Annotated in this window: 28 protein-coding genes and 1 pseudogene; 13 read left to right on the forward strand and 16 right to left on the reverse strand. The window is 70.8% G+C overall.

What is annotated here, in order from left to right; translation table 11 throughout:
• The 3 genes and pseudogenes from ACJMNC_RS06450 to ACJMNC_RS06460 all read right to left on the reverse strand — a co-directional run.
• Positions 1-305, reverse strand: a pseudogene (locus ACJMNC_RS06450) (CPBP family intramembrane glutamate endopeptidase); the annotation flags it as partial.
• A gap of 70 nt (positions 306-375) precedes the next feature.
• Positions 376-1,059 carry a class I SAM-dependent methyltransferase gene (locus ACJMNC_RS06455; RefSeq protein ID WP_408947122.1) on the reverse strand — a complete coding sequence of 228 codons (684 nt, stop codon included), beginning with the start codon at positions 1,057-1,059 and terminating at the stop codon, positions 376-378.
• Positions 1,049-1,825 carry a DUF2470 domain-containing protein gene (locus ACJMNC_RS06460; protein WP_408947123.1) on the reverse strand — a complete coding sequence of 259 codons (777 nt, stop codon included), beginning with the start codon at positions 1,823-1,825 and terminating at the stop codon, positions 1,049-1,051. The genes ACJMNC_RS06455 and ACJMNC_RS06460 overlap by 11 nt, the downstream gene beginning before the upstream one ends.
• A 195-nt stretch (positions 1,826-2,020) precedes the next feature.
• Here ACJMNC_RS06460 and pheA point away from each other — a divergent pair, with 195 nt between their 5' ends.
• Positions 2,021-2,944: a prephenate dehydratase gene (gene pheA, locus ACJMNC_RS06465; protein WP_408947124.1), complete on the forward strand. Its 924-nt coding sequence runs from the start codon at positions 2,021-2,023 to the stop codon at positions 2,942-2,944.
• A gap of 1 nt (position 2,945) precedes the next feature.
• Entirely contained in the window at positions 2,946-3,641 is a 696-nt protein-coding gene (locus ACJMNC_RS06470; RefSeq protein WP_408947125.1) for a histidine phosphatase family protein, read from the forward strand.
• Positions 3,642-3,669: 28 nt separating this feature from the next.
• Here the strand turns inward: ACJMNC_RS06470 and ACJMNC_RS06475 are convergent, their stop codons facing one another.
• Both ACJMNC_RS06475 and ACJMNC_RS06480 read right to left on the reverse strand, forming a co-directional pair.
• Positions 3,670-4,020, reverse strand: coding sequence for a metallopeptidase family protein (locus ACJMNC_RS06475; protein WP_408947126.1), 351 nt, complete (start codon positions 4,018-4,020; stop codon positions 3,670-3,672).
• Between the two features lie 135 nt (positions 4,021-4,155).
• Positions 4,156-5,274, reverse strand: a complete 1,119-nt coding sequence (locus ACJMNC_RS06480; protein WP_408947127.1) for a septum formation family protein — start codon at positions 5,272-5,274, stop codon at positions 4,156-4,158.
• Between the two features lie 56 nt (positions 5,275-5,330).
• Between ACJMNC_RS06480 and serS the strand changes: the two genes are divergently transcribed.
• Both serS and ACJMNC_RS06490 read left to right on the forward strand, forming a co-directional pair.
• Positions 5,331-6,593 (forward strand): serine--tRNA ligase, encoded by a 1,263-nt coding sequence (serS, locus tag ACJMNC_RS06485; RefSeq protein ID WP_408947128.1) that lies wholly within the window; start codon positions 5,331-5,333, stop codon positions 6,591-6,593.
• A gap of 567 nt (positions 6,594-7,160) precedes the next feature.
• Positions 7,161-8,426 carry an LCP family protein gene (locus tag ACJMNC_RS06490; protein WP_408947129.1) on the forward strand — a complete coding sequence of 422 codons (1,266 nt, stop codon included), beginning with the start codon at positions 7,161-7,163 and terminating at the stop codon, positions 8,424-8,426.
• A 24-nt stretch (positions 8,427-8,450) separates the two neighbouring features.
• On the opposite strand, the gene ACJMNC_RS06495 is transcribed toward ACJMNC_RS06490, so the two are convergent.
• The 6 genes from ACJMNC_RS06495 to msrA all read right to left on the reverse strand — a co-directional run bounded on the left by ACJMNC_RS06495 (position 8,451) and on the right by msrA (position 13,868).
• A complete protein-coding gene (locus ACJMNC_RS06495) occupies positions 8,451-9,410 on the reverse strand; it encodes a DUF5926 family protein (RefSeq protein WP_408947130.1) in 960 nt (319 codons plus the stop codon).
• 27 nt (positions 9,411-9,437) lie between these two features.
• Entirely contained in the window at positions 9,438-10,220 is a 783-nt protein-coding gene (locus ACJMNC_RS06500; protein ID WP_408947131.1) for a glycerophosphodiester phosphodiesterase, read from the reverse strand.
• Positions 10,217-11,071 carry a DUF4328 domain-containing protein gene (locus ACJMNC_RS06505; protein ID WP_408947132.1) on the reverse strand — a complete coding sequence of 285 codons (855 nt, stop codon included), beginning with the start codon at positions 11,069-11,071 and terminating at the stop codon, positions 10,217-10,219. Before ACJMNC_RS06505 ends, ACJMNC_RS06500 begins: the two co-directional genes overlap by 4 nt.
• Positions 11,072-11,319: 248 nt before the next feature.
• Positions 11,320-11,652: a rhodanese-like domain-containing protein gene (locus ACJMNC_RS06510; RefSeq protein ID WP_408947133.1), complete on the reverse strand. Its 333-nt coding sequence runs from the start codon at positions 11,650-11,652 to the stop codon at positions 11,320-11,322.
• 424 nt (positions 11,653-12,076) lie between these two features.
• Positions 12,077-13,147, reverse strand: coding sequence for a winged helix DNA-binding domain-containing protein (locus ACJMNC_RS06515; RefSeq protein WP_408947134.1), 1,071 nt, complete (start codon positions 13,145-13,147; stop codon positions 12,077-12,079).
• 4 nt (positions 13,148-13,151) lie between these two features.
• Entirely contained in the window at positions 13,152-13,868 is a 717-nt protein-coding gene (gene msrA / locus ACJMNC_RS06520) for a peptide-methionine (S)-S-oxide reductase MsrA (RefSeq protein WP_408947135.1), read from the reverse strand.
• 134 nt (positions 13,869-14,002) lie between these two features.
• Between msrA and ACJMNC_RS06525 the strand changes: the two genes are divergently transcribed.
• Together ACJMNC_RS06525 and ACJMNC_RS06530 are read left to right on the forward strand one after the other, a co-directional pair.
• Positions 14,003-14,155, forward strand: a complete 153-nt coding sequence (locus tag ACJMNC_RS06525) for a hypothetical protein (RefSeq protein ID WP_408947136.1) — start codon at positions 14,003-14,005, stop codon at positions 14,153-14,155.
• A gap of 113 nt (positions 14,156-14,268) precedes the next feature.
• Positions 14,269-14,898 carry a superoxide dismutase gene (locus ACJMNC_RS06530; protein ID WP_408947137.1) on the forward strand — a complete coding sequence of 210 codons (630 nt, stop codon included), beginning with the start codon at positions 14,269-14,271 and terminating at the stop codon, positions 14,896-14,898.
• 170 nt (positions 14,899-15,068) lie between these two features.
• On the opposite strand, the gene ACJMNC_RS06535 is transcribed toward ACJMNC_RS06530, so the two are convergent.
• Positions 15,069-15,821, reverse strand: a complete 753-nt coding sequence (locus ACJMNC_RS06535) for an energy-coupling factor transporter transmembrane component T family protein (protein WP_408947138.1) — start codon at positions 15,819-15,821, stop codon at positions 15,069-15,071.
• Positions 15,818-17,845 carry an ATP-binding cassette domain-containing protein gene (locus ACJMNC_RS06540; RefSeq protein ID WP_408947139.1) on the reverse strand — a complete coding sequence of 676 codons (2,028 nt, stop codon included), beginning with the start codon at positions 17,843-17,845 and terminating at the stop codon, positions 15,818-15,820. The genes ACJMNC_RS06535 and ACJMNC_RS06540 overlap by 4 nt, the downstream gene beginning before the upstream one ends.
• Positions 17,846-18,006: 161 nt before the next feature.
• Between ACJMNC_RS06540 and ACJMNC_RS06545 the strand changes: the two genes are divergently transcribed.
• The gene (locus ACJMNC_RS06545; protein WP_408947140.1) at positions 18,007-18,729 is read left to right on the forward strand and encodes a TMEM165/GDT1 family protein; all 723 of its coding nucleotides are present in this window, start codon (positions 18,007-18,009) and stop codon (positions 18,727-18,729) included.
• A gap of 73 nt (positions 18,730-18,802) precedes the next feature.
• Here ACJMNC_RS06545 and ACJMNC_RS06550 read toward each other — a convergent pair whose 3' ends face one another.
• Complete coding sequence (locus tag ACJMNC_RS06550; RefSeq protein WP_408947141.1) at positions 18,803-20,440, reverse strand: TM0106 family RecB-like putative nuclease; 1,638 nt, start codon at positions 20,438-20,440, stop codon at positions 18,803-18,805.
• 128 nt (positions 20,441-20,568) lie between these two features.
• Between ACJMNC_RS06550 and ACJMNC_RS06555 the strand changes: the two genes are divergently transcribed.
• Positions 20,569-21,315 carry a DUF6474 family protein gene (locus ACJMNC_RS06555; RefSeq protein ID WP_408947142.1) on the forward strand — a complete coding sequence of 249 codons (747 nt, stop codon included), beginning with the start codon at positions 20,569-20,571 and terminating at the stop codon, positions 21,313-21,315.
• A 14-nt stretch (positions 21,316-21,329) separates the two neighbouring features.
• Entirely contained in the window at positions 21,330-22,040 is a 711-nt protein-coding gene (locus ACJMNC_RS06560) for a hypothetical protein (protein ID WP_408947143.1), read from the forward strand.
• Between the two features lie 124 nt (positions 22,041-22,164).
• Here the strand turns inward: ACJMNC_RS06560 and ACJMNC_RS06565 are convergent, their stop codons facing one another.
• Positions 22,165-23,718 carry a succinic semialdehyde dehydrogenase gene (locus ACJMNC_RS06565; protein WP_408947144.1) on the reverse strand — a complete coding sequence of 518 codons (1,554 nt, stop codon included), beginning with the start codon at positions 23,716-23,718 and terminating at the stop codon, positions 22,165-22,167.
• A gap of 120 nt (positions 23,719-23,838) precedes the next feature.
• Complete coding sequence (rraA, locus tag ACJMNC_RS06570) at positions 23,839-24,327, reverse strand: ribonuclease E activity regulator RraA (protein ID WP_408947145.1); 489 nt, start codon at positions 24,325-24,327, stop codon at positions 23,839-23,841.
• Positions 24,328-24,473: 146 nt separating this feature from the next.
• On the opposite strand from rraA, the gene ACJMNC_RS06575 reads away from it, so the two are divergent.
• The 4 genes from ACJMNC_RS06575 to ACJMNC_RS06590 all read left to right on the forward strand — a co-directional run bounded on the left by ACJMNC_RS06575 (position 24,474) and on the right by ACJMNC_RS06590 (position 26,282).
• Positions 24,474-24,701 carry an RNA-binding S4 domain-containing protein gene (locus tag ACJMNC_RS06575; protein WP_408947146.1) on the forward strand — a complete coding sequence of 76 codons (228 nt, stop codon included), beginning with the start codon at positions 24,474-24,476 and terminating at the stop codon, positions 24,699-24,701.
• A complete protein-coding gene (locus ACJMNC_RS06580; protein WP_408947147.1) occupies positions 24,694-25,005 on the forward strand; it encodes a YdeI/OmpD-associated family protein in 312 nt (103 codons plus the stop codon). Before ACJMNC_RS06575 ends, ACJMNC_RS06580 begins: the two co-directional genes overlap by 8 nt.
• A gap of 81 nt (positions 25,006-25,086) precedes the next feature.
• Positions 25,087-25,701: a ClpP family protease gene (locus ACJMNC_RS06585; protein ID WP_408947148.1), complete on the forward strand. Its 615-nt coding sequence runs from the start codon at positions 25,087-25,089 to the stop codon at positions 25,699-25,701.
• Positions 25,698-26,282 (forward strand): ClpP family protease, encoded by a 585-nt coding sequence (locus ACJMNC_RS06590; RefSeq protein WP_408947149.1) that lies wholly within the window; start codon positions 25,698-25,700, stop codon positions 26,280-26,282. The genes ACJMNC_RS06585 and ACJMNC_RS06590 overlap by 4 nt, the downstream gene beginning before the upstream one ends.
• Positions 26,283-26,294: the final 12 nt, after the last annotated feature.

Raw genomic sequence — 26,294 nt, forward strand, 5'->3', positions numbered from 1 at the left:
GCGCCGGCGCCGAGGGCGCCGATCGCCAGCAGGTCACCGAAGCGCAGCAGCTGCCGGAGGAAGTCGATGGCCGCGTTGTCGGCGAGCGCCGGGTTGATCGCGACCGTCTGCGCCGCGATGCCTCCGGAGAGCTGGGCGTCGATCAGGCTGAGCAGCGCGCGCAGCGCCGAGAAGCCGAAGGTGCGGGCGCCGACGATGATCAGCTCGATCACCAGCGCCCGGCGTTCACGCGGATCGTCGACCACGGGCACGCCGGGCTGCGGTGCGCGCCGCACCCGGTCCCAGAAATCCGTCGCCGCTCTCACCCCGATCAGCCTACGGGCGCCGGGCCGCGGCGCGAGCCGTGCCGTCACGCGCGGGTCCGCGCGGCCGGTGTCAGCGGCGGAGCAGCTGGTGTGCGGCGAAGGCCAGGCCGCGGAAGTAGGGCCGCGGGACGGCGAAGCCGGTCTGTCCGGCCAGGTCGGCGAGTTCGGCGTCGCTGACCGGGTGGAAGTCCTCGCGCAGCCGGGTGCTGATGGCCGGCAGCGCTTCCTCGGAGACGCCGTGAGCCAGGGTGTAGGCGGCCATCGCGTCGAGATCGTCCTCGTCGTGCTCGGCCAGGTCGGCCAGCAGCAGCGGGGCTCCGGGGGCGAGCAGTGCCGCGATCTCGCCGAGGAAGGCGGCCTTGGCCTCGCTGCCGGCGATGAAATGCATCACCAGCAGCGAGACCGCGGCGTCGAAGCGTTCACCAGCGCCGATCCCGGAGGCGTATCCCTCGACGAACTCGACGTTGTGCAATGACTCGGCTTCGGCTCGCCGGCGGGCGATCGCCAGCATGTCCGGTGACGGGTCCACACCGAGGACCTGCCAGCCGGGGTTGGCCTTGGCGAAGGCCAACGTCTCGGTGCCGGTACCGGCACCCACGACGAGAACCCGGGCTCGCTCACCGAGCCGGGCGGCGAGCACCGCGGCGCTCATCTCGTGAAGTTCTGCGTACCCGGGGACCAGGGTGGCGATCCGGGCGTCGTAGCCGAGCGCGTTCTGCTCGGCGAAGCGGTCGGCCACGGTACTAGTGCTCATGGCGGTGTCCCCCGACCAGCTCGTGCAGCGCCTGCGAGAGTTCGGCGACCTTGGTCACCGGACGGTCGAAGGGCAGGCGCACGTCGGAGTCGTCGTTGGGGGTCTCCACGCGGAAGGTGATGCCGAACCGGTCCAGTCCCAGGGGCCGGATGCGGCCGCGCTGCAGGTGCTGGGGGAACTTGCTGGCGAGCCGGTAGACGAGGTCCTGGTGCTCGGCCTCGAGGTGCGAGATCCACTGACCCTCGTACTCCCAGAACGGGTCCGGGCTGGCGGCGGCCAGGGTCGGGGCGTCCACCGAGGAGGCGCCCGAGGTGGTGGCGATGACCGCGTTGTCCAGGTGCAGCCGCAGCAGGCAGTGTCCGTGCCCCACGTCCAGCAGCCGGGCGTCGGGGTGATCGCCGGCGATCTCGACGGCCAGATCGCGTTCGAGCGGCGCCGGCACCGAGTACAGGGTGCCCGAGAGCCAGATCAGCGACCGGACCCGCTCGCGCAGGCTGATCGGGGCGCAGTCGGCGAGTTCGAGCATGGCCGGCAGCCCGTCGAAGGCCTGCTCGGCGCGCTCGCGGATCGGCGCATCGTCGGGAACCACCATGAAGGCTTCGGACTCGAACAGATGCACCATCGCCACTGCGGCCGGGCTCGCGCCGTCCACCGACAGGGTGCCCTCGTGGGCGCGTCGGCATGCCGTCTGGATCAGCTCGGCATCACAGGGTGCCGGCACCGGCTTGTGCTCGGTCTGCTGCATCGAGTCCTCCTCGTCCGTCATCGACTCGCCGTCGCTTTGCTTAGGTGAGCCTAACTTATGCTTGCCTAACTTAAATGGGTGGCGCCGCGGCGTCAATGCGTTCCGCGGAATTGGCTGGTAATTCTCAGGTCGCGGGCACCGGCCGCACCGCACCCGGCTTCGTCGGCCGGCCTGCCGACCAGCGAGCAGGCCGCCCCGATGCCCTACCCTGGGAGTGTGTCCGTCTACGCATACTTCGGTCCGGCCGGAACCTTCACCGAGATGGCGCTCAACCGGCTCCTGGACCGTCGCCCGGACGGGGCGGACGCCACCCGCATCCCCGCGGCCTCACCGGCCGCCGCCCTGGCCCTGGTCCGCGCGGGCGAGGCCGACTTCGCCTGCGTACCGATCGAGAGCTCGCTGGAGGGTTCGGTGCCGGCGACCATGGACGCCCTGGTGCCCACCGCCGGCCGGCCGCGTATCCAGGCCTACGACGAGGTGAGCCTGGACATCGCCTTCACCATCGCCGCCCGTGAACCTCTGGCCCCCACTGCGGTACGCACCATCGCGGCCTACCCGGTGGCCTCGGCCCAGGTGACGCAGTCCGTCGCCGCCGCCTTCCCCAACGCCCAGTTCGTCATCTCCACGTCCAATGCCGCTGCGGCCCAAGACGTCTCCGACGGACGGGCCGATGCGGCGGTCACCACCGCGATCGCCGCCGATCTGTACGGTCTCACCCCGATCGCCGAGGGCCTGGCCGACGCCGACGACGCCGTGACCCGCTTCCTGCTGATCGGCCGGCCCGGTCCACCCACCGGACGCACCGGCGGCGACCGCACCTCGGTGATCCTGGATCTGCCCAACCGGCCCGGCAGTCTGGTCACCGCGATGAGCGAGTTCGCCTCCCGCGGCGTGGACCTGACCCGGATCGAGTCGCGCCCGCGGGGCGCCGGCGCTCCCGGCCAGTACCGGTTCTTCCTGGATGCGGCCGGACATCTGGACGACGACGCCGTGAGCGAGGCGCTGCGCGCCCTGTACCGGAGCTGCGAGCGGGTCACCTTCCTCGGCTCGTGGCCGGTGGACCGCAATCCGGCGCCCGCCCCAGACGACCACACCGACAGCTACCGCTGGTTGTCGGCCCTGCACAACGGAGACGAGTGAGATGGCACGGCTGTATCTGGTTCGGCATGGAGAGACGACCGCCAATGTGCTCGGTCAGCTCGACACCGCCCTGCCCGGCGCGAACCTCACCGACTTCGGCGCCCGGCAGGGCGTCCGGTTCGGTCTGACCAATCCGCTGCACACCCCGTCACTGCTGGTGAACTCGGTGGCCAGCCGGGCACAGCAGACCGCCGAGCTGATCGCCTCGGCCTGGGGCGCCGACCCGGTGAGCCTCGACGGCCTGCACGAGGTGCAGGCCGGTGACCTGGAGGGACGCAGCGACCGGGAGGCCCACGAGACCTTCCGCGATGTGGTGCACCGCTGGCATCACGGCGAGATCGATGCGCGGCTGCCCGGCGGCGAATCCCTGGAGATGCTGCGCGCCCGCTACCTGCCGGTGATCGACGAGCTGGCCGCCGCCAATCTCACCGGCGACCAGCAGCGCGACGTGTACGTGGTCTCCCACGGTGCCGCCATCCGGCTGGTCGCCGCACATCTGGCCGGGATCGATCCGGAGTTCGCCCTGCGCCACCACCTGCGCAACACCGAGACGGTCGAACTCGAACTCACCGACTCGGGCTGGACCTGTCTGCGCTGGGGCGGCGTCACCGACTTCGCCGTCCCCGACACCGTGGTCCCGACCACCCCGGACGAGGACTCGACCGCCGTCGGCCCCGACGACGAACCGCTGGGCTGATCCGCGCGGCGGCGGTCGCTCCGGTCGCTCAGCCCCAGCCGTGGGCGTCGAGCCAGGCGTCGTCGATCCCGAAGTGGTGGCCGATCTCGTGCAGCACGGTGATCGCCACCTGCTCACGCACCTCGTCGACGGTCCGGCAGATGCGCGTGATCGGCTCACGGTAGATCCAGATGGTGTCCGGCAGGAAACCGGCGTAGTCGCTGGTGCGGTGGGTCAGCGCCACTCCGCTGTAGAGCCCGAGCAGGTTGGGATCCTCCTCGTTGACCGGCTCGACCAGGATGACCACGTTGGACATGGCCCGCATGAACTCCTCGGGGAGGAGGTCGAGTGCCTCGCCCACCAGGATCTCGAACTGTTCGTCGGAGATCTGCACCGTCATCGGGTTCCCCTCCGCCTCGTCATCCCCAGTCGCCAACCCCACAGGTATCCGTCCCCCATCCGTATCCGTCCGTCATCGGCCTGCGTCCCCCATTCGCCTTCGGTACCCGTTCGCCCGCCGGCACCGTCCCGCCGATCAGCCGACCGGAGCCGGCACCTCGGTGGGGTTCGGCTCGTAACCCGGGGCCACCGGCACCGGAGTGGGCAGCTGACGGCCGGGCGGCCCCTCCTCCGGCGGCACCGGGATCTTGCCGTTGATCAGCAGCTCCTTGCGCGCATCGCCGATGAGCTTGGCGAAGCCGCCGCGGTCGGGCAGTGCCACGTAACAGACCGCCTTGCGGCTGCCGGTGAGCCAGCTCACCTCGGAGATCACCGACCACTGCACGTTCAGGGTGGTCTTGGTGAAGTTCTTCTCCCCGCCGAAGAAGCGGTTGGTCTGAGTGGGACAGATCGTCTTGAGATAGGCGTTCTGTTCCGCTTCGTCGGGCCAGGCGCGGCCGGAGTTGCGGGCCCCGAACTTCTGGCCGAGGTCCACGATCCCGGTGGTCTGGAAGGCGTGCGGCCCCGCGCAGTTGACCACCTCGGTGGTGGGCTTGCGGGTCTTCTCGTCGAAGCCGATGCAGGTGCCGGGCGGCCATGCGAAGGACTGGTCGGCGTCGGCCACCCGGCCGACGAACTCCTCCTGGGTGCCGTTCACGCCGGGCTGCTCGATGCCGCAGCGCAGCACCCGCGCCCCGCGCTGCCACTGCGCCTTGGACGGGTACATCAGACCGGTCGCGAAACGGCCCTGCGGGTCGAGGCCGCCGCCGAGGTAGCCGGTGACGATCACCGGGCAGTTCTCGTCCCGGATCTCGGCGAAGCGCTCGGCGCCGGGCCACGGTGCGGTGGAGCCGAACTCGGCACCCGGGAACTGGGCGGTGTCCACTTCACCGGCCACCTCGAAGCGGTGCGGGTCGGTGCACGCCACCTTCTTCGGGTTGCCCGGGGATTCGAGCTTCCAGGTCAGGCAGTCGCCGGCGGTGGACCGGGTGAAGTCGTTCTCCTCATACGAGGTGCCCTCACCGATGCCGGTGTCACCGAGCCCGCCGTCGTCGTCGAAGCCGCCGCGGGCGAAGATCACGCCGCCGGCGACCAGGGCGCCGACGAGGGTGGCGACCAGGACGGCGTAGAGCCGCGACCTCGATCGCCGGTACTGCGGGGTCTCTTCCGCTTCCGCAGCGAGATCCTGCGGAGCGTCGTCTTCCGTGGCACTCATCGGCATCCATCATGCCTGGTCGTCCTTCGCGACGGGTCCCGAGTAGGGTTCAGAGCGTGATCGACCTGAAGTTCGTACGGGAAAACCCCGACGTCGTCCGTGATTCACAGCGCGCCCGCGGCGAGGACCCGGAGCTCGTCGACCAGCTGCTCGAGGCCGACGCCGCACGACGCGCCTCCATCGCCGAGGCCGACACTCTGCGCGCGGAGCAGAAGGCGCTCGGCCGGCAGGTGGGCAAGGCCTCCGGGGACGAGAAGACGGCGCTGCTCGAGCGCGGCAAGGCGCTCGCCGAGCAGGTGAAGGCGGCCGTGGCCCGCCAGAACGAGGCCGGGGCCGCCTTCGACGGCTTCCACCGCGCGCTGTCCAACGTGATCGCCGAGCAGACCCCGCCCGGCGGCGAGGACGACTTCGTGGTGCTCGAGCACGTCGGCACCCCGCCGGAGCTGACCGACCCGAAGGATCACCTCGAGATCGGCGAGACCCTCGGACTGATCGACATGCCGCGCGGCACCAAGGTCTCCGGTTCGCGGTTCTACTTCCTGACCGGCTGGGGCGCCCTGCTGCAGCTGGGCCTGCTGAACATGGCCGCGGCCAAGGCCACGGCGGCCGGTTTCACCATGATGATCCCGCCGGTGCTGGTCAAGCCGGAGATCATGGGCGGCACCGGCTTCCTCGGCGCGCACGCCGACGAGGTGTACCACCTGGACAAGGACGACGATCTGTATCTGGTGGGCACCTCCGAGGTGCCGCTGGCCGGCTACCACAGCGACGAGATCCTGGATCTGTCCGACGGCCCCAAGCGCTACGCCGGCTGGTCGACCTGCTTCCGCCGCGAGGCCGGCTCGTACGGCAAGGACACCCGGGGCATCCTCCGGGTCCACCAGTTCGACAAGGTGGAGGGCTTCATCTACTGCCGCCCCGAGGACGCCGAGGCCGAGCATCAGCGGCTGCTGGACTTCGAGAAGTCGATGCTCGCCGCGATCGACGTGCCGTACCGGGTGATCGACGTGGCCGCCGGCGATCTGGGCAGCTCCGCCGCCCGCAAATTCGACTGCGAGGCCTGGGTGCCGTCCCAGGGGACCTACCGCGAACTGACGTCGACGTCCAACTGCACCACCTTCCAGGCCCGCCGCCTGCAGGTGCGGTACCGCGACGAGAACGGCAAACCGCAGACCGCGGCCACCCTCAACGGCACGCTGGCGACCACCCGGTGGATCGTGGCGATCCTGGAGAACCACCAGCAGCCCGACGGCTCGGTGCGCCTGCCCGAGGAACTGGCCCGCTTCGTCGGCAGGGACGTGCTCACACCGCAGTCCTGAGACCGGTTTCCCGGGCGCCGCTCCGCCGCGTCGCACAGCGTCCGCGGCTCCGGCGCCGCTCGGCCGCGTCACCCGCCGTCGGCCGGGTGGCCGACCACACCGGGCGGCCCCGCGCCACGCGCCGGTACCCTCGCTCTGGTGAACAGTCAGCCTCCCCCGCCGCCCCGGCGGCGACCGGACGGGTCCGCCCGCCCGGCCCCTCCCCGGGAGGCCCGTGCGCACCGAGAGCCCGGCGCACCGTCTCCGCGCCGGCAGCAGGGAGCCCAGCCGCCGCCCGCTCAGCAGCCGCCGCAGGGCCGTCCACCGCAGCCTCCCCAGGGTGCGCGACCGGCCCAGGCCGGTCCCGCCCAGCAGCCCCCGGCCGGTCAACCGCCGGCTGGTCAACCCCCTGCCGGCCGGCGCAGCGCCCGGCCACAGCCGCGCACCGCACCCCCGGCAGACGCCGAACGGACCCGGCGCGTCGCACCGCCGGGCCGCGCTGCACCGCCGCCCGGACCACAGCCCGCACCCGGGCCCGCCGGCCGGCGGCAGCCGCCGGCCCGCCCGGTCCGCGGTCCCGGTGCGACGGTGCCGGACCGGACCGCCGTCGACCGGCCCCGGCAGGCCGCCGCGGCTGATCCCGGGCAGCCTCCGCTGGCCTGGTCGGACGAACCGCCGCGGTCGCCGGACCGATACGCACCCCGGCAGGAACCCGAACCGCTTCCGCAGTCGCAGCTCATCGCGCGGAACCGGCCGGACGATGGTCCCGCTGCCGATGGTCCCGCTGCCGGCCGTCCCCCCGCCGACCGGCGCCGGCCCCCGGAAGGCAAACGCTCGCGGCGGGCAGAGGTCTCCCGCCCCTCGGCGGATCCGGCGGCACCGCCGCGTCCCAAACGCCGCCGCAAGCGGCGCATCCTGCCGTGGCTGCTGGTGATCCTGCTGGTCCTGCTGCTCTGCCCGGTGGGGCTGATGCTCTACTACGACAGCAGGCTCCACCGGGTCGATGCCCTCGCCGCGTACGCGGGCCGGCCCGCCGCCACCCCCGGAACCACCTGGCTGATCGTCGGCACCGACTCGCGGGCCGACCTGAGCCAGCAGCAGAAGGACGACCTGGCGACCGGCGACAGCGACGGCGCCCGCACCGACACCATCATGCTGGCCCACCTGCCACCGCACGGGAAGCCGATGCTGATCAGCATCCCGCGGGATCTGTACGTGCCGATTCCCGGCATGGGCAGCCACAAGGTCAACGCCGCGTTCAACAACGGCGGCGCCAACCTGCTGGTGCAGACCGTCGAACAGCTCACCAAACTGCGGATCGACCACTACGCGGAGATCGGCTTCGGCGGCTTCGCCACCCTCGTCGACGGTATCGGCGGGGTCACCATGTGCCTGAATCAGCCGCTGCGCGATCCGAAGGCCGGTCTCCGGCTCAAAGCCGGCTGCCAGAAGCTCGACGGCTCGCAGGCGCTGGGTCTGATGCGCACCCGCGCCTTCCCCAACGCCGACCTCGAGCGCGTGGTCAACCAGCGGAAGTTCCTGTCCGCCTTGATGGCCCGGGCGTCGAGTCCGGCGGTGCTGCTCAATCCGTTCCGGCTGATCCCGTTCCTCAACGGCGCCGTGGACTCGGTGACCGTCGCCGACGGCGACCACCTCTGGCACCTGGGCTGGCTGGCCTGGAAGCTGCGCGGCGATCCGGTGACCACCACCACGCCGACCGGCGACAGCTCCTACACCGACGACGGCGACTCGCTGCTGCCGGACGAGCGGACCGACGCGTTCTTCGACGACCTGCGGCACGGTCGGCAGGTGCCCGACGATCTGCTCAACGACGGACCCGGCTCCCTCTCCTGAGGAGGATCGCCGGAGACCGGCGAGTCAGCGCAGAGTGACCTGGCGGCCGATGATGCCCGCGCGTGAATTCCGCTCGGCGGCGTCGAGATCGGACTCGTCGGCCAGCGCCTCGGTGAGCCAGGCGTCGAGCTGGTCCAGTCCCGCGTACCACTCCTCGTGGTGCTTCTCGTTGTCCAGGTCGAAGACCGGGACGAGCAGTCCGTGGGTGCGGAACGAGCCGGCGAAACGCGAACCCTCACCCATGGTGAGCCGGCCCGCCGCGTGCAGGCGGGCCATCGCCTTCATCAGGGCGTCCTCGTCCTCCGGGCGCACCCAGCGCAGGTGGGCCCGCTCCCCCGCATCCACCCACCAGGGGGCGCCGACACCGCTCGTGGGGGTCAGCCGCGCGGTGGGCATGATCGTGTCATTGGCGCGGTCGATCATCGGGGCCAGCTCGGCCGGGATCTGGCCGCCCTCGAACCACCAGGAGAAGTCCTGGTACACCACCACGTCCAGCTGTTGCTCCGGATCCAGCAGCTCGGTCAGGGCGCGCTCGGCCGGCTCGCCGTCGTATTCGGCGCCCGGTTCGGCCGATGCCGCCCAGGAGATCGCCGCGGCCAGTTCACCGGCCAGATCCGCGGGCTCCGGATCGGTCTGCAGCGCGGCCAGGCCCTGCCGGACCGTGCCGTCGACCCCCTTCGCCGCGCCCCGCTCACCCCAGGTGGCGGCGTCGCGCTCGCGCACCATCGCCGGGACCGCACCGGGCAGGATGGTGGCGAAGTCCACCTCGTTCGGGGCGTCGACGCCGTCGGCGAACCGCACCTGAGCGGTGGCCGCGGCGATGAAGGCACGCATCGCCACCAGATCGCATTCCGCGGCGAGTCCGGCCAGCGGCCGCGCCGGGGCGGCGAGCGCCGCGGCCTGCCGCGCCTTGCGCGCCGCTACTCGTTCGGCCCGATTGCTTCCGGGGCGAGGTCCACTGCCGCGCTTGCTCTTCTTTCCCATGCCCCTAGCGTAGGGGGCGCGAAACCGTCATTCGACGGTGACCAGCCAATCGCGGACGCGGGCCGGATGATTGGTAGCCAGCCAGCGCACGCCGAGGTCGGCGCACAGCTGGACGTCCTCCTGGTTCTCCACCGTCCAGCAGTAGGTGACCCGGCCGGCGGCCGCCGCCTTGTCGACGAGATCCGGGTGGGTCCGCAGGGTCGCGATGGACGGCCCCACCCCGGTGGCGCCGACGGCGGTCGCGGCGCTGCCGGCGATCACCCGCGGGGTGTCGCCGAGCAGGATCGTCGGCAGCATCGGTGCGGTGCGACGCACCCGCCACACCCCGGACGGCGAGAAGGAGATCACCACGGCGCGGCTGTGATCGGCCGACGGCGGGGCGCCCACCCCGAACTCGTGCAGGGTCTCCATCAGTCGCTGCTCGACGAGTGAGCCGTACCGCACCGGATGCTTGGTCTCGATGAACAGCCGCACCGGACGCCGCCAGTCCAGGGTGAGGGTGAGCAGTTCCGGCAGCGTCAGCACCCCGGCCGGGGTGCCGTCGTGCCAGGAGCCGAAGTCGTGCTCACGCAATTGCGGCAGCGTCATCTCGCTGACGAGGCCGCTTCCGTCGCTGGTGCGGTCGATGGTGCGGTCGTGGATACACACCAGCTGATGGTCCAGGGTGAGCCGGACATCGCATTCGAGGCCGTCGGCCCCCTGCTCGAGGGCCGCCTCGTAGGCGCGCAGGGTGTGCTCGGCGTAATCGCCCGACGCGCCGCGGTGGGCGACCACCGCAGGCTTTCCGGAGCGCGAGATGCCGCCGGTCATGCCGGCACCAGCCGCCGCTGCGGCACCGGACGGGACCGGCCCGGTTCGGCCAGTGCGGCGAATCGGCGCGGCGCCCAGTAGACGAAGGCCGCCGAAGCCGCGAAAGACAGGGTCACCCAGGCCAGGGCGTCGGCGCCGGTCTGCACCGAATCCGACGGCCAGGCCACCAGCCGGTAGACCAGCGCGATCAGGCCCACCAGGCTCACCAGACCCCAGGCCACGGCGAGCCGGTCGATGCGGCGGCGGGCCCGGCGGGCCTCCTCGTCGCCGCGCAGGCGGGTGCTCTCGATGAGCAGGAAGGGGGCGGTGACGACGTTGACGAAGGGAGTCACCGCACCGAGGATCAGCAGAATCGGCCGGCGCGGCTCGCACCGGTCGATCCGGCGGTAGTCCGCCGCGCGCACCTCACGCAGCCAGCGCGCGAAACCGGCCAGGGCGATGATCGCACCGAGAGCGGCCAGCACGCCGAAGACCAGGACGGCGATCACGGTCAGCAGGTCCAGCCAGGCCGGGATCGGCCGGCTCCGGTTGACCACGAGCACGATGTAGCGCAGCAGCTGGGCGACGGCGGCACCGGCGAGGATCCCGCCGAGCAACCGCAACGACTGCCCGAGCTCGCGCCACCGGAGGCGGCCGCCCGCGTCCTCGTCGGCCGAGACTGCGGGCGGGACGTCGATCAGACCCCAGCGCGGGATCTCCCGGTACTGCGGCCGGGGCTGCGGCGGCCGGGCCGGGGCCGGCGGCGGCGGAATGGTCTCCGGCGGCCGATGGGCCCACCAGCGCAGGGCCGGGCGGTTGGGCAGGATGCGCCTCACCGTGTTGGTGGCCGACGAGACGGGTGCCGGACGCACCGGCCGGGCCGGGGCGGGCCGCGGCGGGGCGGACGGGGACGCCGCGGACTGGGACGCAGCGGAGTGGGGCGCAGCGGAGTGGGGCGCAGCGGAGTGGGGCGGAACCGGCTGGGAGGGGGCGGTCCGCCGCGACACGGGTCGCCGGGTCTGCGCATCGACCTCGGTCAGCGGCCCGCCGCAGCGGGGACAACTGGTGCGGCCGGCGCGATGCTCTGCCTGGATACGGCAGTTCGGGCAGACGTCGAGGGTCAAGTCGCCGGCTCCGCGGCGCTGTCGACGGGCTTGCCGGCGCCCTGCCAGGCCACCATGCCGCCGCGTACACAGGTCCCGTCGATGCCGCGCATCGCCAGATACTGCAGCAGCCGGATGGAGCGGCCGGAGGTGCGGCAGATGACCAGCAGGTCGGCGTTCAGATCGATCTCGTCCAGACGCGCGGGGACGTCGTCGAGCGGGATGTGCAGTGCCCCGCGCACATGCGCCTCATCCCACTCGTAGCCCTCGCGCACGTCCAGGAGCACCGTGTCGGTCACTGACGAGAAGTCGTCCGGCAGGTCGACGACGTCGATCTGTTCGATGTCCATGCTCACCCCTCCCATATTTCCACAGACCACCCGGGAGGCACCCGCGGTTGTCGTGCGGCCGGCGCACGCCCCGGCATAACACAGCGGAGGTCCGGTCCACCGTTCAAGGGAGTGCCGAAGCCGCCGAGACGCTGTCCACAACCGACCATAAGTCGTCTTCCCACAGTTGTCCCCAGGCCTCCCACATGTCGTGCGGATTCTGTGGATAACCCTGTGGAATTGTGGACTATCCGCACTACAGTAGGTGGCCCAGGTCACATTTCGGTGATGATTCATCTGCATTTGAGACGCCCGTCACAGAGTCGCCATCCGCCGTTGTCCACTCCTGTCCACATCCACAGCTGTGGAGAACGTGTGGATAACACGCCCCGCGACACTCTCAAGCTCACCTTTGGAGTTGTCCGAAACGTCGGGATGTGCCCTGTCAGCGAGCCAGGAAATCTTCCAGCATCCGGGCCTCGCCCTCGGCCGCCGACCGCTCCGCCGCACTCAGATCCCGGAGCTGCGTCAGCACCACCCGGTCCGCCTCGCGCGCCCAGGTGCCGGCCAGCCGGCCGTCGGCCAGGACGAAGCCGGGCGAGCGGCCGTTGGGGGTGACCGTCGCCCGGTACAGGGCCGCGTCGGCGAGCCGGTCCCGGTCGCCGTTGGCCACCAGCACGTTGTCGTACGGGGCGATCAGCCGCACCGGGGCCGGGGTGGCTCCGTCGACGATCGGCAGCCCGTCCAGGTCGTAGAGCGCCTGCCCGTCCGGTCCGGTCAGCTCCACCAGCTCCCAGTCGTCGGCCATCTCCCGCAACAATCCGCTCAGCCCGGTCAGGCCGCTCCACACGCCCAGCGCGCCGGCCGTCGCCGGGCCGTACCCGCGCAGATACATCCGGATCAGATCCTTGCCCGCCTCGTCGCCGGTCACCGCCGGCTCACCCGGACCGATCCAGTCGTCGAGCAGCCGGTACGAGAGCCCGCCGCTGTGCCGCCACAGTCCCCGCGGCGGCACCTGCACCAGTGGCAGCCGGACCCGGACCACAGCGGCCAGCGCCTCGGCCGGGTCGTCGGGCCACTGTGCGGCCAGCAGCTCCCGGATCCGGGCGGACGGCAGCGCCTCCTCGGTGGCACCGAACGCCGACAGCGCGACCTCGACGATCTGCGCCGGGTCGGCCGAGAGCCGGCGCAGATGGTTCTGCCGCAACCCGGCCTCGAGCACCGGCTGCACCGCGCTCCGGATCCAGCGCGCGTCGAGGCCGTCCATCAGGAAGACGGTGCCGCGCTGCAGCGCCATCCGGACCAGTTCCCGGTCGACCAGCAGTTCGTCGACCTCGGCGGGGTCGAAGCCGGCGATCCGCGACCAGAGCCCCACGAAGGGTGCCTGGGGGTCCTGCGACTGCAGTCCCACGCAGCGGTCGAGGACTTCGACGGCCTCCTCGTCGACCCGGTCGAGCAGGTGCTGCCGGGCCAGCAGCGTGCGGTTCCACTGCCCGGCGTCGATGGTCTCCGGCAAGGCCTCAGCCGGCGGCCGGGAAACTGAGCCCGGTCGTCGCGTGGCAGCGGTAGCCGTTGGGATTCTTGACCAGATACTGCTGGTGGTAGTCCTCGGCGTAGTAGAAGGTTCCGTTCCCGGCGTCGGCGAGTTCGACGATCTCGCTGGTGACCGGACCGTAGCCGGCGTCGGCCAGCACCGGCTCGAACCGGCGGGCGGCCGCAGCGGCCTGCTCGGCGTCGGCCTCGCTGAAGGTGAAGACCGCCGACCGGTACTGGGTGCCGATGTCGTTGCCCTGCCGCATCTCCTGGGTCGGGTCGTGGGCGGTGAAGAAGGTCGCCAGCAGGTCCGCGAAACTCACCTGCTGCGGATCGAAGACCACCAGCGCCACTTCGGCGTGGCCGGTGCGGGCGGTGCACACCTCCTCATAGGAGGGGTTGGGCGTGTAGCCGCCGGCGTACCCGACCGCCGTCGTGTAGACGCCGGGGATCTGCCAGAAGATCTCCTCGACGCCCCAGAAGCAGCCGCCGCCGAAGATCACGGCCGACAGCCCGTCGGGCCACCGGCCCACCCCGCCGGCGTAGCTCCCGTCGGCATCGGGTTCACCGCGCATGGGATGGCGCAGCACGATGTTCTCGGCAGCCAGCGGCTGCTCCTCGCTGCGCCCCGGCAGGGCGTCGGCCGGGTCCACCATGACCCGCTTGACATCTGAGGCGGCCATCATCCGATCGAACAGGCTCATACCGTCCAGGTTACGACGCTGCGCGGCCTCGCGCCGCCGGCCGGTTGTCCGCGGCGCTCCCGACGGCTAGGGTCTGAAGTGCTTTCTGATGTGAAGTGCGTCACTGCCGACGCACCCGGGGTGAGGACATTTCAGTGACCACGACTCGCGCGCCGCAGTCGGCCCGCCACACCTGCCGGGCCGCAGGCATCGCCTCGACGTCGTACAACGTGCGCGGACAGTGTCTGGCGATCACCGTGACCATCCTCGCGCTGCTGGCCGCATTCGTCCTGCTGATGGTGCTGTGACACGGCGGTTGAACGGACGGCGTCGGCCTGGGTCTGAGCCTTGCGCCGCAACGGCATTCCGGGGAGTGTAGAAATTGGACCTGGTACGAGAAACGCACTGAGAGAGGAACATCGTGGCTGACTACACCCTGCCCGACCTGGATTACGACTACGGAGCTCTCGAGCCCCACATCTCCGGCAAGATCATGGAGCTGCACCACAGCAAGCACCACGCCACCTACGTGGCCGGCGCCAACACCGCCCTGGCGAAGCTCGCCGAGGCTCGCGAGGCCGGCGACATCCAGGGGAAGGTGTACGGCCTGTCGGCCAACCTGTCCTTCCACCTGGGTGGCCACACCAACCACTCGATCTTCTGGAAGAACCTCTCCCCCAACGGCGGCGGCGAGCCCACCGGCGACCTGGCCGAGCAGATCGGCGTCGACTTCGGCGGTTTCGAGCCGTTCAAGGCGCACTTCACCGCGGCGGCCACCACCCTGCAGGGCAGCGGCTGGGCCATCCTCGGCTACGACACCATCGGCCAGCGCCTGGTGATCGAGCAGCTGACCGACCAGAGCGGCAACACCTCGGCCGCGCTGATCCCGGTGGTCATGCTCGACATGTGGGAGCACGCCTTCTACCTGGACTACCAGAATGTGAAGCCGGACTACGTCAAGGCCTGGTGGAACGTGGTGAACTGGGAGGACGCCGCTGAGCGCTTCGCTCGCGCGAAGACCCAGGGCTCGGGCCTGATCGTCCCGGCCTGATCGACGCCGCCGAACGGCGGTCGCCCCATCCGGGGCGGCCGCCGTTCGCGCATCCGGTGCCCGCGCGCCGGGGGGGTGCGTTCGCGACATCGGAACCGGAACGCGCACGTGCGCACACGCGCGTTCCGGTTCCGGTGCCGCGGTCTCGGGCGGACGCCGGCCCGGCGGGATCAGAACAGAACGGTCAGGGTGATCGCGGCGGCACAGGCGGCCGCGATCAGCAGCAGCGCCACCGCGTCGGCGCGCCCGGGCCGCGACGGGTAGGCGGTGAGCCGCCCGGTGCCGCCGCGGGCGGTGATGGCCTCCCCCATCTCCGCGGCCCGGCGCATGGCCGACGACATCGCCGCCACCACCATGTCCAGAATGCTCAGCTCCGCCGACGGGTGCCCCGAGTCGGCCCGCGAGGTGGGCCGCAGCCGCTGCGCCGCACGCAGCATGCGCATCTCCTCCATCAGCATCGGCAGCCCGCGCAGCGAGAGCGCGATGGCCACCGCCCATTCGTCGACGGGCAGCCGGAGCAGCCGCAGCGGGGCCATCAACCGGGCCAGCGCCGGGGCCAGCTCGGCCATCGGGGTGGTCCACACCACCAGGATCGACATGGCCAGCACCACCAGCCCCAGCACGGTGCCGCGTAGCGCGACCAGCATGCCGTGGGTGCCGGCCGAGACTCCCGAGACACCGATCGCGACCAGCATGAGCACCCAGAACCACCACGGCGGACGCGGGATGGCGCCGAGCGGGATCCCGGCGGCCACCGCCATCACGATGACGCAGATCGCCACCAGGATCAGTGCCGGCCAGGACGGCAGCACCCACGTCATCACGCCCAGCATCAGGACGATGAGGAGTTTGGTGCCGGCCCACAGCCGGTGCACCACCGAGTCGCCGGGGATCTGCCGCAGCGGCGGCGTCTTGAGGCTCACAGCGATCCCTCCAGGACTCCGGCGGCCAGTTCCACTCTCCGGTTGCACACCCGATCCAGCGCCTCCAGGTCGTGCGAGATGATGATGATGGTGATGCCCTGCCGGCGCAGTCCGGCCAGCACGTCGAGGACTTCTTCGCGCGCCCCCGGGTCGAGTCCGGCCAGCGGCTCGTCGAGCACCAGCACGTCGGGTTTGGAGGCGGCGAGCGAGGCCAGCACCACCCGGCGCATCTGGCCGCCGGAGAGCGAGTCGACGCGGCGGGCCGCGATCTCCCGGGGCAGAGCCACCAGGTCCAGCACGTGGCCCACCTCGGCGGTGCCGACGGATTCGCCGCCGACGGCCATGATCTCGTCGCTGACGCTGGTCTTCTGCAATTGCAGACGGGCATGCTGGAAGCCCAGCCCCACCTTGCCGATCTGCTCGCTCGTCGGCTCGCCGCGGAGCAGCACCCGCCCCTCACTGGGCTCGATCAGCCCGGCGACGATCCAGGCGAGGGTGGTCTTGCCGGAGCCGTTGCCGCCCACGATGAGCAAACCGTCGCCCTCGTTCACCTGCAGGTTGACCCGGTGCAGCGCGGTCACCTCCCAGGGCGAGCCGGCCATGTAGGTGTGCGAGACGTCCTCGACGGTCAGCAGCGGCCGCCCGCCGGCGTGTGCGGCCGGCAGCTGCGGATTGTGCTCCTCGGGCCGCATCCACTCCGGCCGGTGTTCGACGATGCGCCCGGCCTGCAGATGGATCACCCGGTCGGCGGCGCGCGCCTCGTCGTCGCGGTGAGTGATCAGGACGACGGTGATCCCGCGCCGGCGCGGCAGCTCGGCGAGGATCGAGATCAGGTCGCGCCGGCCTTGCGGGTCGACCATCGAGGTCACCTCGTCGGCGATCAGCAGCCGCGGATCGCGGGCCAGGGCGGCGGCCACGGCCAGGCGCTGCTGCTGCCCGCCGGACAGATCGGAGGTCTCACGCATCGCCAGGCCGGTCAGGCCCACCTCGTCGAGCAGCCCGTCGATGTCCACCTCGGCGTCGGCCGGCAGACCCCACACCAGGTCGTCGGCGACCCGCGAGCCCAGCATCTGGGCCTCCGGGCGCTGGAGCACCACGGCGGTACCGCCCGTGCGGCCCAGGCCCGGGGCGCCGGGGCGGTCCACCACGCCCACGGTGGGTTCGGTGCCGGCCAGCAGTTTCGCCAGGGTCGACTTGCCGGAGCCGTTGGCGCCGACCACGGCGACGAATTCGCCGCGGATGAGCGCCAGGTCGATGCCGTGCAGGACCTCGCGCTCGGTGTTCGGGTAGCGGTAGCCCACCCCCGACATCCGCAGCGGCAGGGGGTCGACGTCCTCGTCGACGGTCAGGTCGCGGCTGGAGTCGAGCGTGTCCTCCATCTTGATGTGGGCCAGCCGGTTGATCACGCCGACCAGCAGCCACCACGCCACGTACAGCGAGATCAGGGTGCCGACGGCGCCGGAGATCAGCATGTAGATCCACCAGTGGTCGACGATGTTTCGGCCGAAGCCGTCGATGCCGTCGCCGATGGACCGCAGGCCCACGCCGCGGAAGATCTTGCCGATGCCCTCGGCCAGGTTGCCCAGCACTTCGAGTGCCAGGTTGCGCAGCGGTATCAGCACCCACAGCACCAGCACCGAGGCCGCGGCCAGCACGGGCGCGGCGACGATACCCACGGCCGTGAGCATCGCCAGTCCGCCGCCGCGGCGTTTCACCTCGCCCACCAGGCCGCCGAGGATCGCCGCGGTCAGCACCGAGAGCGCCGGCGCCAGGCCGGCGACGGCGAAGGTCACGCCCGTGGAGGTGACCGCCGCGGCGACCACCGCGCGCGGTCGGGTGCGGGCGGCGATCAGTGCGATGGGGACGGGGGCCAGCAGACCGGCGGCGGTGGCCAGCGGAATCACCGCGGCGATCACCACCGAGACCACGGTCAGACCCGAGAGGATCGCGACAGTCGCGATCTCCAGCGGGCGCAGCGGTCCGGTCACGGTGCCTGCGCGCGGGTCGAGGGCATGGGTGCTCACCCCATCATTCTGCCTGTGCGGGGGTGGGCCGGTGGTTCGGCAGGGTGCCCGGAGCATCCGGATGCGGGCACCCGAACAGTAGATTTTTGTGCTCCTACCTGCGGATATGCGGAGGTGCGAGGTGTTGCGGGCACGGCGCGAGCATGCCTAACGTTGTCGTCATGGTCACTGCCCTCCTGCTCAGCTTCGGCGTCGTCTTCGTCGCCGAACTGGGCGACAAGTCGCAGTTGATGGCCATGACCTATGCGCTGCGGTACCGCTGGTGGGTGGTGCTGACCGCGATCCTGACGGCCACCACCCTGGTGCACGCGGTGTCGGTCTTCTTCGGTCACTTCCTGGGCCTGTCGATTCCGACGCATCTGATGGCGATCGTCGGCGGCCTGGCCATGCTGGCCTTCGCCCTGTGGACGCTGCGCGGCGATGAACTGTCCGAGGACGAGGGCAGTCGCGCGGTGCGGGTGTCCGGCTCGGTGTTCCTGGCGGTGATGAGCTCGTTCATGCTGGCCGAGCTGGGCGACAAGACGATGCTGGCCACCATCACCCTGGCCACCGACCATGACTGGCTCGGCATCTGGATCGGTTCGACGATCGGCATGGTGGCCGCCGATGCGCTGGCCATCGCGGTGGGCGCCCTGCTCGGCAAGCATCTGCCCGAGCGCACCATCGCACTAGCCGCGGCCGCACTGTTCTTCGGCTTCGCGGTCTGGCTGCTGGTCGACGGCCTGGCCGGCGCGAGCCCGGCGCTGCTCGGCGGCACTCTGGCGGCGGTCGCGGTCATGCTGATCGTCGGCGGCCGGCTGATCGTGACCACCCGGCGCCGACGGGCCCGCGCGGCCGCCGCCCGGCTGCCCCGAGACGAGACCCCCGCCTCACTCCCCCACTGACCGGCCGCCGACCGCCGAGCACCGCGCAGACTGTCGAATCGACCCGCTCTCGGCGGGTCGATTCGACAGTCTGTCAGCTCAGCACCTGTTCGGCGGTCGGCAACCGGAGGATGTCGGCGGAACTGAGCCATTCGCGCAGCACCTTGGTCGCCTGCACATCGTCCTCGTTGTATTCGAGCAGCCGGTCGCGCTGGCTCACGTCCAGCGTGGTGCCGTCGAGGGCGACCGCCGCGGCGTACCAGTCCATCGAGGCCTCGCCGCTGGCCTCGTCGTCACGCCAGTGGAAACCGGCGACGGGCGCGATCCGTTTGAGGCCTTTGCCGTTGGGACAGATGAAGTTGGCGCCGACGGCCTCGTAGATGTCCACCCACTGCGGGGAGGCGATGAAGGCGTCCACCTCCTCGCGGCTCGGGATGCCCGGGTATCCGGCGAAGCGGTCGGCGCTGCCCCGCAGCCACCGGTTCTCGGCCTGCTGCGAATAGCAGTAGGCGGCAAAGGTCTTGCCCTGTGCCGCAGCCTCTGCGCGGCGGTCCTTCATCCAGCCCCAGAACTCGGCGAAGGAGCGGGCCTCGTCGTCGGTGGGCAGCGGATCCCAGGTGACGAACGGCCGGTACCGCACCGGGACGGCGGGATCGGTGGTGTCGGTGAGCAGCGTGCCCCACAGGTAGGCGCCGCGCTCACCGAAGCTCTCCATGTCCACGTCCACCTCGATGTCGGCGCGGGCCACGCGCGGCCGTTCGAGCCGGCGCACCAGCGGGATGCCGTCCCGGAGGCAGTTCGCGGAGACCACCGCGTCGGTCAGGCGCGCCGACCCGGGCCAGTCCTCGGGCGGTTCACCGCGGTAGTCGGCCAGTTCGTCGAAGGTGACGATTCCGGCGGCCCGCAATGCCTCACCGGCGCTCCCGCCGATCACCAGGGACAGGTCGCGCTCCTGATAGAGGGTGACCTCGCATTCCGGCCACCACGCGCAGCTGCGGCATTCGCTGACCTTGCGCGGATGTGTGGCGATCCGGCCCTCGGCGACGGCCCGGCGGCGCACCAGCAGCTCGTCGTAGTCGGCGAGCAGCGAGCCGAGCCCGACGGCGACGATGCAGTCGGCGTCGGAGCCGATCACGCCACCCTGCCAGTCGGCGCGGTCAGGGAAGGCGGACAGCCCGAGTTCGTCGAGCATGCTCGCCAGGTGCGTCAGCCGGAGAGCATCGCGCCGGTTGCTGCGGGCGGTACGCGTGGCGTCCGGCTCCGGAGTCCAGCCCCACAGCGGGCTGGTGCGCAGCGACGGCGGCGGCGCATCGGCGTCGCGCTCGCCTTTGGCCGGGCTCGTGACGCGGTGGTTGACGATGATGATCGGCAGATAGCCGGTCCCGTGCCGGAGCAGGACCTCGGCGTGGCCTCGGCGGCCGTGTTCGGGGTCGCTGGGCAGCCAGGCCTGGAAGATCCACGGGACTCCGGCCCGGCAGGCCGCCAGAGTGGCGGCCACCCGTTCCCGAAGCGGGGCGTCGTCGTCGATCTCGGTGTAGGACGCCGGATCGGCGCTCTGAAGGCCGCGCAGCATCGAGATCACCTCGTTGCGGTGGATCTGCGCGGCTTCTATGCGGCGCTGTGCCTCAGTGGTCTGCTCGACGGGGACGGCCTGCTCGCGGCGGTTGAAGTCCAGTGCCAGACGGTGCTCGCATCCGGACAGATTCCGTGCACCGAGCACCGCAGAGTCCACCCGCCGCCCCTCTCCTGGTCTCTCGCCCGGCCGACACGGATACGGCTGCAGACGTTCATTCGACTATTGACACTATGCAATGCTGGAAGATGTCATGCGTAAGCCGGGCATCCGGCGGAAAGGACGGCATGGGTCTGTTGTCATCCCGGCGAACCACGAGCGTCGAACGGAAAGCCAGCGCCACTGTGCGGCGGGCGGAGCGCAAAGCGGCCAAGAAGGTCCGCAAGGCCGAGCGGAAGCTGGTCAAGGAGCGCGCCCGCGCCGAGGCCAAATTCAGCGCCCGGGAAGAGAACCGGGCGCGCAAGAAGGCGCTGCGCACCGAGCGCAAGCACAACAAGAAGTCGCACCGCGACGAGCGTAAGACCGCCAAGGTCGCCGGCAAAGCCCAGGAGAAGGCTGCCGCCGCCGAGACCAAGAAGCTCGCCGCCGAGGCCAAGAACGTCGAGAAGACCGGAGCGCTCGCGCCGGCCAAGATCCGCCGGTATCTGACAGCGGCCCGCCTGGTGGCGCCGATCGCCGGACCGCTCGCCTACCGGGCGGGCACCGCCGCCCGCGAGCAGCTCGTCGAGTTCCAGGCGCGCCGTGCCGGAGTGTCGGCGACGGCGCTGAGCGCCTATGGAGGTCCCAGCGCCGCACTGCGGGCCCGGATCGACGCGGCGCGTTCGTCGGCGCAGCAGGTGTCGCAGGTCGAGACCACCGATGAGGGCCGGGCCTTCGTCGGGGCGATGAGTGAACGGCTGGACAACCTCAAGGTGGCCGTCGACGCCGCCGACACCATGCCGCCGAGCCAGCGCCGGGCAGCCCAGCGCGCCATCGAGAACGAGCTGGCGGCGATCGACAGCGATCTGCTGGCCCGCCTGAACGTGCACCCGTAGGAGACGAGACCCCGATGACAACCGAAGATCCGGCCGGAACACCCGATCAGAAGCCGGCCGCGGCACCGCAGGCCGCGAGCGCGGACGCCACCGCTGAGCAGGCCCCGCCCGCGAAGAAGGCCCCGCCCGCGAAGAAGGCGGCACCGGCCGACGAGAAGCCCGCCGCGAAGAAGACCGCGCCCGCCAAGAAGACCGCACCGGCCAAGAAGGCGGCACCGGCGAAGAAGGCCACTGCCAAGAAGGCCGCACCGGTCAAGAAGGCCGCACCGGTCAAGAAGGCCGCACCCGCCAAGAAGGCCGCGAACGCGGCACCGGCGGAGAAGGCTCCCGCCAAGAAGGCTCCGGCCAAGAAGGCACCGGCGCCCGCCGAGGGGAAGGCGCCCGCTCCCGAGCAGGCGACGATCGATCAGATCGCCCCGGCACCGGTCGCCGAGCAGCTGACGGCCGCGCCGGAGAAGCCCGAGCTGACCGCGGCTCCGGAGAAGCCCGAGCTGAGTGCGGCCCCGCCGAAGGCCGAACGTGCCGCCGCACCGGAGACGCCCGGGCCGGCCGCACCGGCCGACGACGTCGTCGCCAAGGCCGATGCGGAGCGCGATCTGTTCGCCCAGCTCCGCCGGACCGCGCCGACGCGGCTGCCTTCCGGCGGCGCCTCGCCGGCTGTGATCGCCGCCGTCCTGGCGGTCCTCGGTGTGCTGGTGGTCCTGGCGCGCCGCCGTCGTTCCTGAACCGTCGTCGTTCCTGAACCGTCGTCGTTCCTGAAACGCTGCGCCCAGACAGAAGTGCACCCGGAGAAGAAGGCGCCCGGACTTCGGCACGGCCGAAGTCCGGGCTATCGCGTTCGGGCGCGGGTCAGCGTCCGGGCAGGTACTTGAGCGCCTTGATGGCCAGCGGGGTGACCTTCAGATACAGATCGCGCGGGACGCCTCGCATCCCGTCGAGCCCGATGAACCGCTGGCTGGCGATGGTCTGCGGCTCGGTGTACTTCACCAGGCCCTCGTCACCGTGCCGGCGGCCGACACCGGAGATGCCCATCCCGCCCATCGGGGCCGCGGTTGACGCCCAGGCGGCGGCGTAGCCCTCGTTGATGTTGACGGTGCCGGCGCGCAGCTGCTCGGCGATCTTCTGGGCCTGCGCGGTGGATCCGGCGAAGACGCTGGCGTTGAGACCGTAGTCGGTGTCGTTGGCCAGCGTGATCGCCTCGTCCACCGAGTCCACCGGGTAGATGGAGACCAGAGGCCCGAAGGTCTCGTCGGCGAAGCAGGTCATCTGGTCGGTGACACCGGTGAGCACGGTCGGGGCATAGAAGAGCGGGCCCAGGTCGGCACGGCGCTTGCCGCCGGCCAGGACGGTCGCGCCCTTGGCGACGGCGTCCTGCACGTGCTTCTCGACGGTGTCGATCTGCGACTGCGAGGCCAGTGATCCCATGTCGGCGGTGAAGTCGTAGCTGCCCGAGAGCGTCATGTTCTCCACGTACTCGGCGAACTTACGGCTGAACTCGTCGGCGATCTCTCGCTCCACGTACAGGCGCTCGATGGAGATGCACAGCTGACCCGAGTTGGAGAAGCAGGCGCGGGCCGCGCCGGCCACAGCCTGGTCGATGTCGACGCCCGCGGTGACGATCATCGGGTTCTTGCCGCCGAGTTCGGCGGAGAAACCGATGAGCCGTCGGCCGGCCTGCTCGGCGAGGGTGGCGCCGGTGGCCGAAGAACCGGTGAACATCAGGTAGTCGGTGGTGGCGACGATCTCCTGGCCGACCACCGAACCCGGGCCGGGCACCACGGCGTAGAGCTCGCGCGGCAGTCCCGCCTGGTAGAGCAGCTCGGCCAGGGCCAACGCACAGTACGGGGTGTTGCTGTCGGGCTTGATCACCACGGCGTTGCCGGCGATCAGCGCGGCGACCGCGTCAGAGACGGCCAGAGTCAGTGGGTAGTTCCACGGGCTGATGACGCCGACGACGCCCTTGGGCTGGTAGCGCACCCGCACCTCGGTGGCGCCGGGGATCATGCCCTGCACCTTGCGCTCGGCCAGGATCGACGCCGCGTTGGTGGCGTAGTAGCGCGCGGTCAGCGCGACGTCGATGACCTCTTCCTGCGCATAGATCCGGGCCTTGCCGGTCTCGGCCTGCGCGATGTCCATCAGCTCATCGGCGTGCTTGTGCACCAGCGAGGAGAACCGGTCGATCACCTTGGCGCGGTCGGCGACGCTGCGGCCGGCCCAGTCGCGCTGAGCGGAACGCGCCCGCTTGACGGCCAGCCGCAGGTCGGCGGCGGTGGCCACCGGGATGGTGGCCATCTCGGTGGCGGTGAAGGCTTCGAGGACCGGCTTGGTGGGCCGCGTGTCGTCGGGTTCGAGGGCGGCGAGGGCCGCGAGGCGCTGGAAGTACGCCGGGGACGGCTTGGGCATGGTGGGGTGTCCTTACTTCGGTGTCGGAGTACTTCGGTGTCGGAGTACTTCGGTATCGGCGTACTTCGGTATCGGCGTACTTCGGTGTCGGGGGCGGTCCGGTGCCGTGCACCGGCGCCGTCAGGACGCGGGTGCGACCGCGACGATCCCGTCGTCGTCGGAGTAGACGACGTCGCCCGGGGTGAAGGTGATACCGCCCAGTTCCACCGGCACGTCGCGCTCGCCGGCGCCGGTCTTGGTGGACTTTCGCGGGTTGGTGCCGAGCGCCTTGACGCCGATCGCCATACCGCCGATCGTCTTGGCGTCGCGGATGGCGCCGTTGGCGATGATCCCCACCCAGCCGTTGCTGCGGCCGAGTTCGGCGATGATGTCGCCGACCAGCGCGGTGTGTACCGAGCCGTCGCCGTCGATCACCAGCACGCCGCCCGGATTGGGCTCGGAGAGGATCGACTTCAGCAGGGCGTTGTCCTGGAAGCAGCGGACGGTGGTCACCGTGCCGACGAACTCCCGGTTGCCGCCGTACTGCGTGAACTGGGTGTCGCAGCTGCGGACATCGGCGCCGATCTCGTCGACGAGGTCGGCCGTGGGGGTGAATTCGAGCGAGGTCATAGTGCCTCAGTCTATGCCCGCACTGATTTGTCTGTTACCGCGCGTAACGGAGATCACCGGCGTGGATCGCCCCCGCGAGGTCGGGAGAAGGCGCCGTATCCGCGGCGGGTCTGCCGGGCGGCGGGCCGAGCAGGCACAATGGTGCTGTGGACCTGATTCCGATCTCCGACGAGAGCATCCGCCTCGGCCAGTTCCTCAAGCTGGCCAGCCTCATCGAGTCCGGGGCGGACGCCAAGTTCGTCATCGCCGACGGTCTGGTGTCGGTGAACGACGAGGTGGAGACGCGGCGTGGCCGGCAGCTGCATGACGGTGATGTGGTGGAGCTGGGCGGAATGAGTGTGCAGGTGTCCGCCGGGGGCGGCGCCGATGTCTGAGCAGGCCACCGTCTCCGGCGGCGCGGTGCATCCGCTGCCCGATGATCTGCGGGCTGCAATCCTCGGCGGACAGCGCGGCGTGGGCGACGACGGAAGCCCGTCGGTGGGCCGGAGCGTGCTGGAGCTGTGGGAGGCGTGCACTCCCTTGGGCCGCAACGAGTTCATCTGCTGGGTCGACGACGCCAAGCAGGCCAAGACACGGATCCGGCGCATCCGCCGGACCTGCGAGGAACTCGAGGACGGCGCTCGCCGCCCGTGCTGCTGGCCGGGCTGCAAACACCGCGAACGCACCGGCAGCGCCTGACCGTTCTGCTCTCGGCAGCACCCCTCCGCCCACAGCTGAGCGGGCCTGCCGCGGTGCCGCGGAGGGCGCACAGTCGGTTCCATGAGTGATGATGTGAAACGCCCGCCATTGAGCCGGCAGACCGCCGAGAGCCTCTTGAGCCGACGGATTCTGTTGCTCGACACCGCCCTCGACGACGAGATCGGCAGCCAGTTGTGTGCGCAGTTGGTGATCCTCTCGGTGGACGACCCGAGCGCCGACATCTCGCTGTGGATCAACTCGCCCGGCGGCTCGGTGCCGGCCATGCTGGCCATCGCCGACACCATGGCGCTGATCCCCAACGACGTGGTGACGGTGAACCTCGGAATGGCTTACAGCGCAGGACAATTCCTGCTCTGCTGCGGCACTCCCGGCAAGCGGTACATCCTGCCGCACGCCAAGGTTCTGCTGCACCAGGGTTCGGCGGGGATCGGCGGATACGCGCCCGACATCGAACTGCAAGCCGACGATCTGCGACATGTCCGGGACACGGTGCTCGGGATCATCGCGGAGAAGACCGGACAGCCCCTGGAGAGGGTGTTCGAGGACTCGCTCCGCGACCACACCTTCACCGCCGGCGAGGCCATCGACTACGGCTTCGTCGATCACATCGCCGAGTCTGCCTCGCAGTTGCGCCCAGCGGGCCCGCCGTCCACCGGATTCGGGGTGTCGCGATGACTTACCCGATCCCCAATGTGATCTCCCGGACGCCGCAGGGAGAACGGGTGCTGGACATTTACAGCCGCCTGCTCGACGACCGCATCGTCTACCTGGGCACCGAGGTCGACGACGGCGTCGCCAATGCCCTGATCGCCCAGATCCTGCACCTGGATTCGGAGAATCCGGAGGCCCCGATCGACCTGTACATCAATTCGCTCGGAGGTTCTGTGATGGCGACCTTCGCCGTCTACGACACGATGCGCTACTGCCATGCGCCGATCGCGACGACCTGCGTGGGTCAGGCGCTGTCCACATCGGCCCTGCTGCTGGCGGCCGGGACACCCGGACGACGGTCCGTGCTCCCGCACGCCCGCGTGCTACTGCATCAGCCGTCCGGCCAGGGGCGCGGCACCATCCCGGACCTGATCCTGGCGGCCGAGGAGATACTGCGCACCCGGGAGGATGTGGAGCAGGCGCTGAGCAGACACACCGGACAGTCGGTGGAGACCCTGCGCCGGGACACCGACCGTGACCGGATCCTGCGTGCACCGGAGATCGTCGAGTACGGCATCGCCGATCAGATCATCGAGCCCGGCTAAAACACCCCGCAT

Origin of the sequence: Gordonia sp. VNK21 (assembly GCF_046098115.1) — a bacterium.
In the GTDB taxonomy this organism is placed as follows: Bacteria; Actinomycetota; Actinomycetes; order Mycobacteriales; family Mycobacteriaceae; genus Gordonia.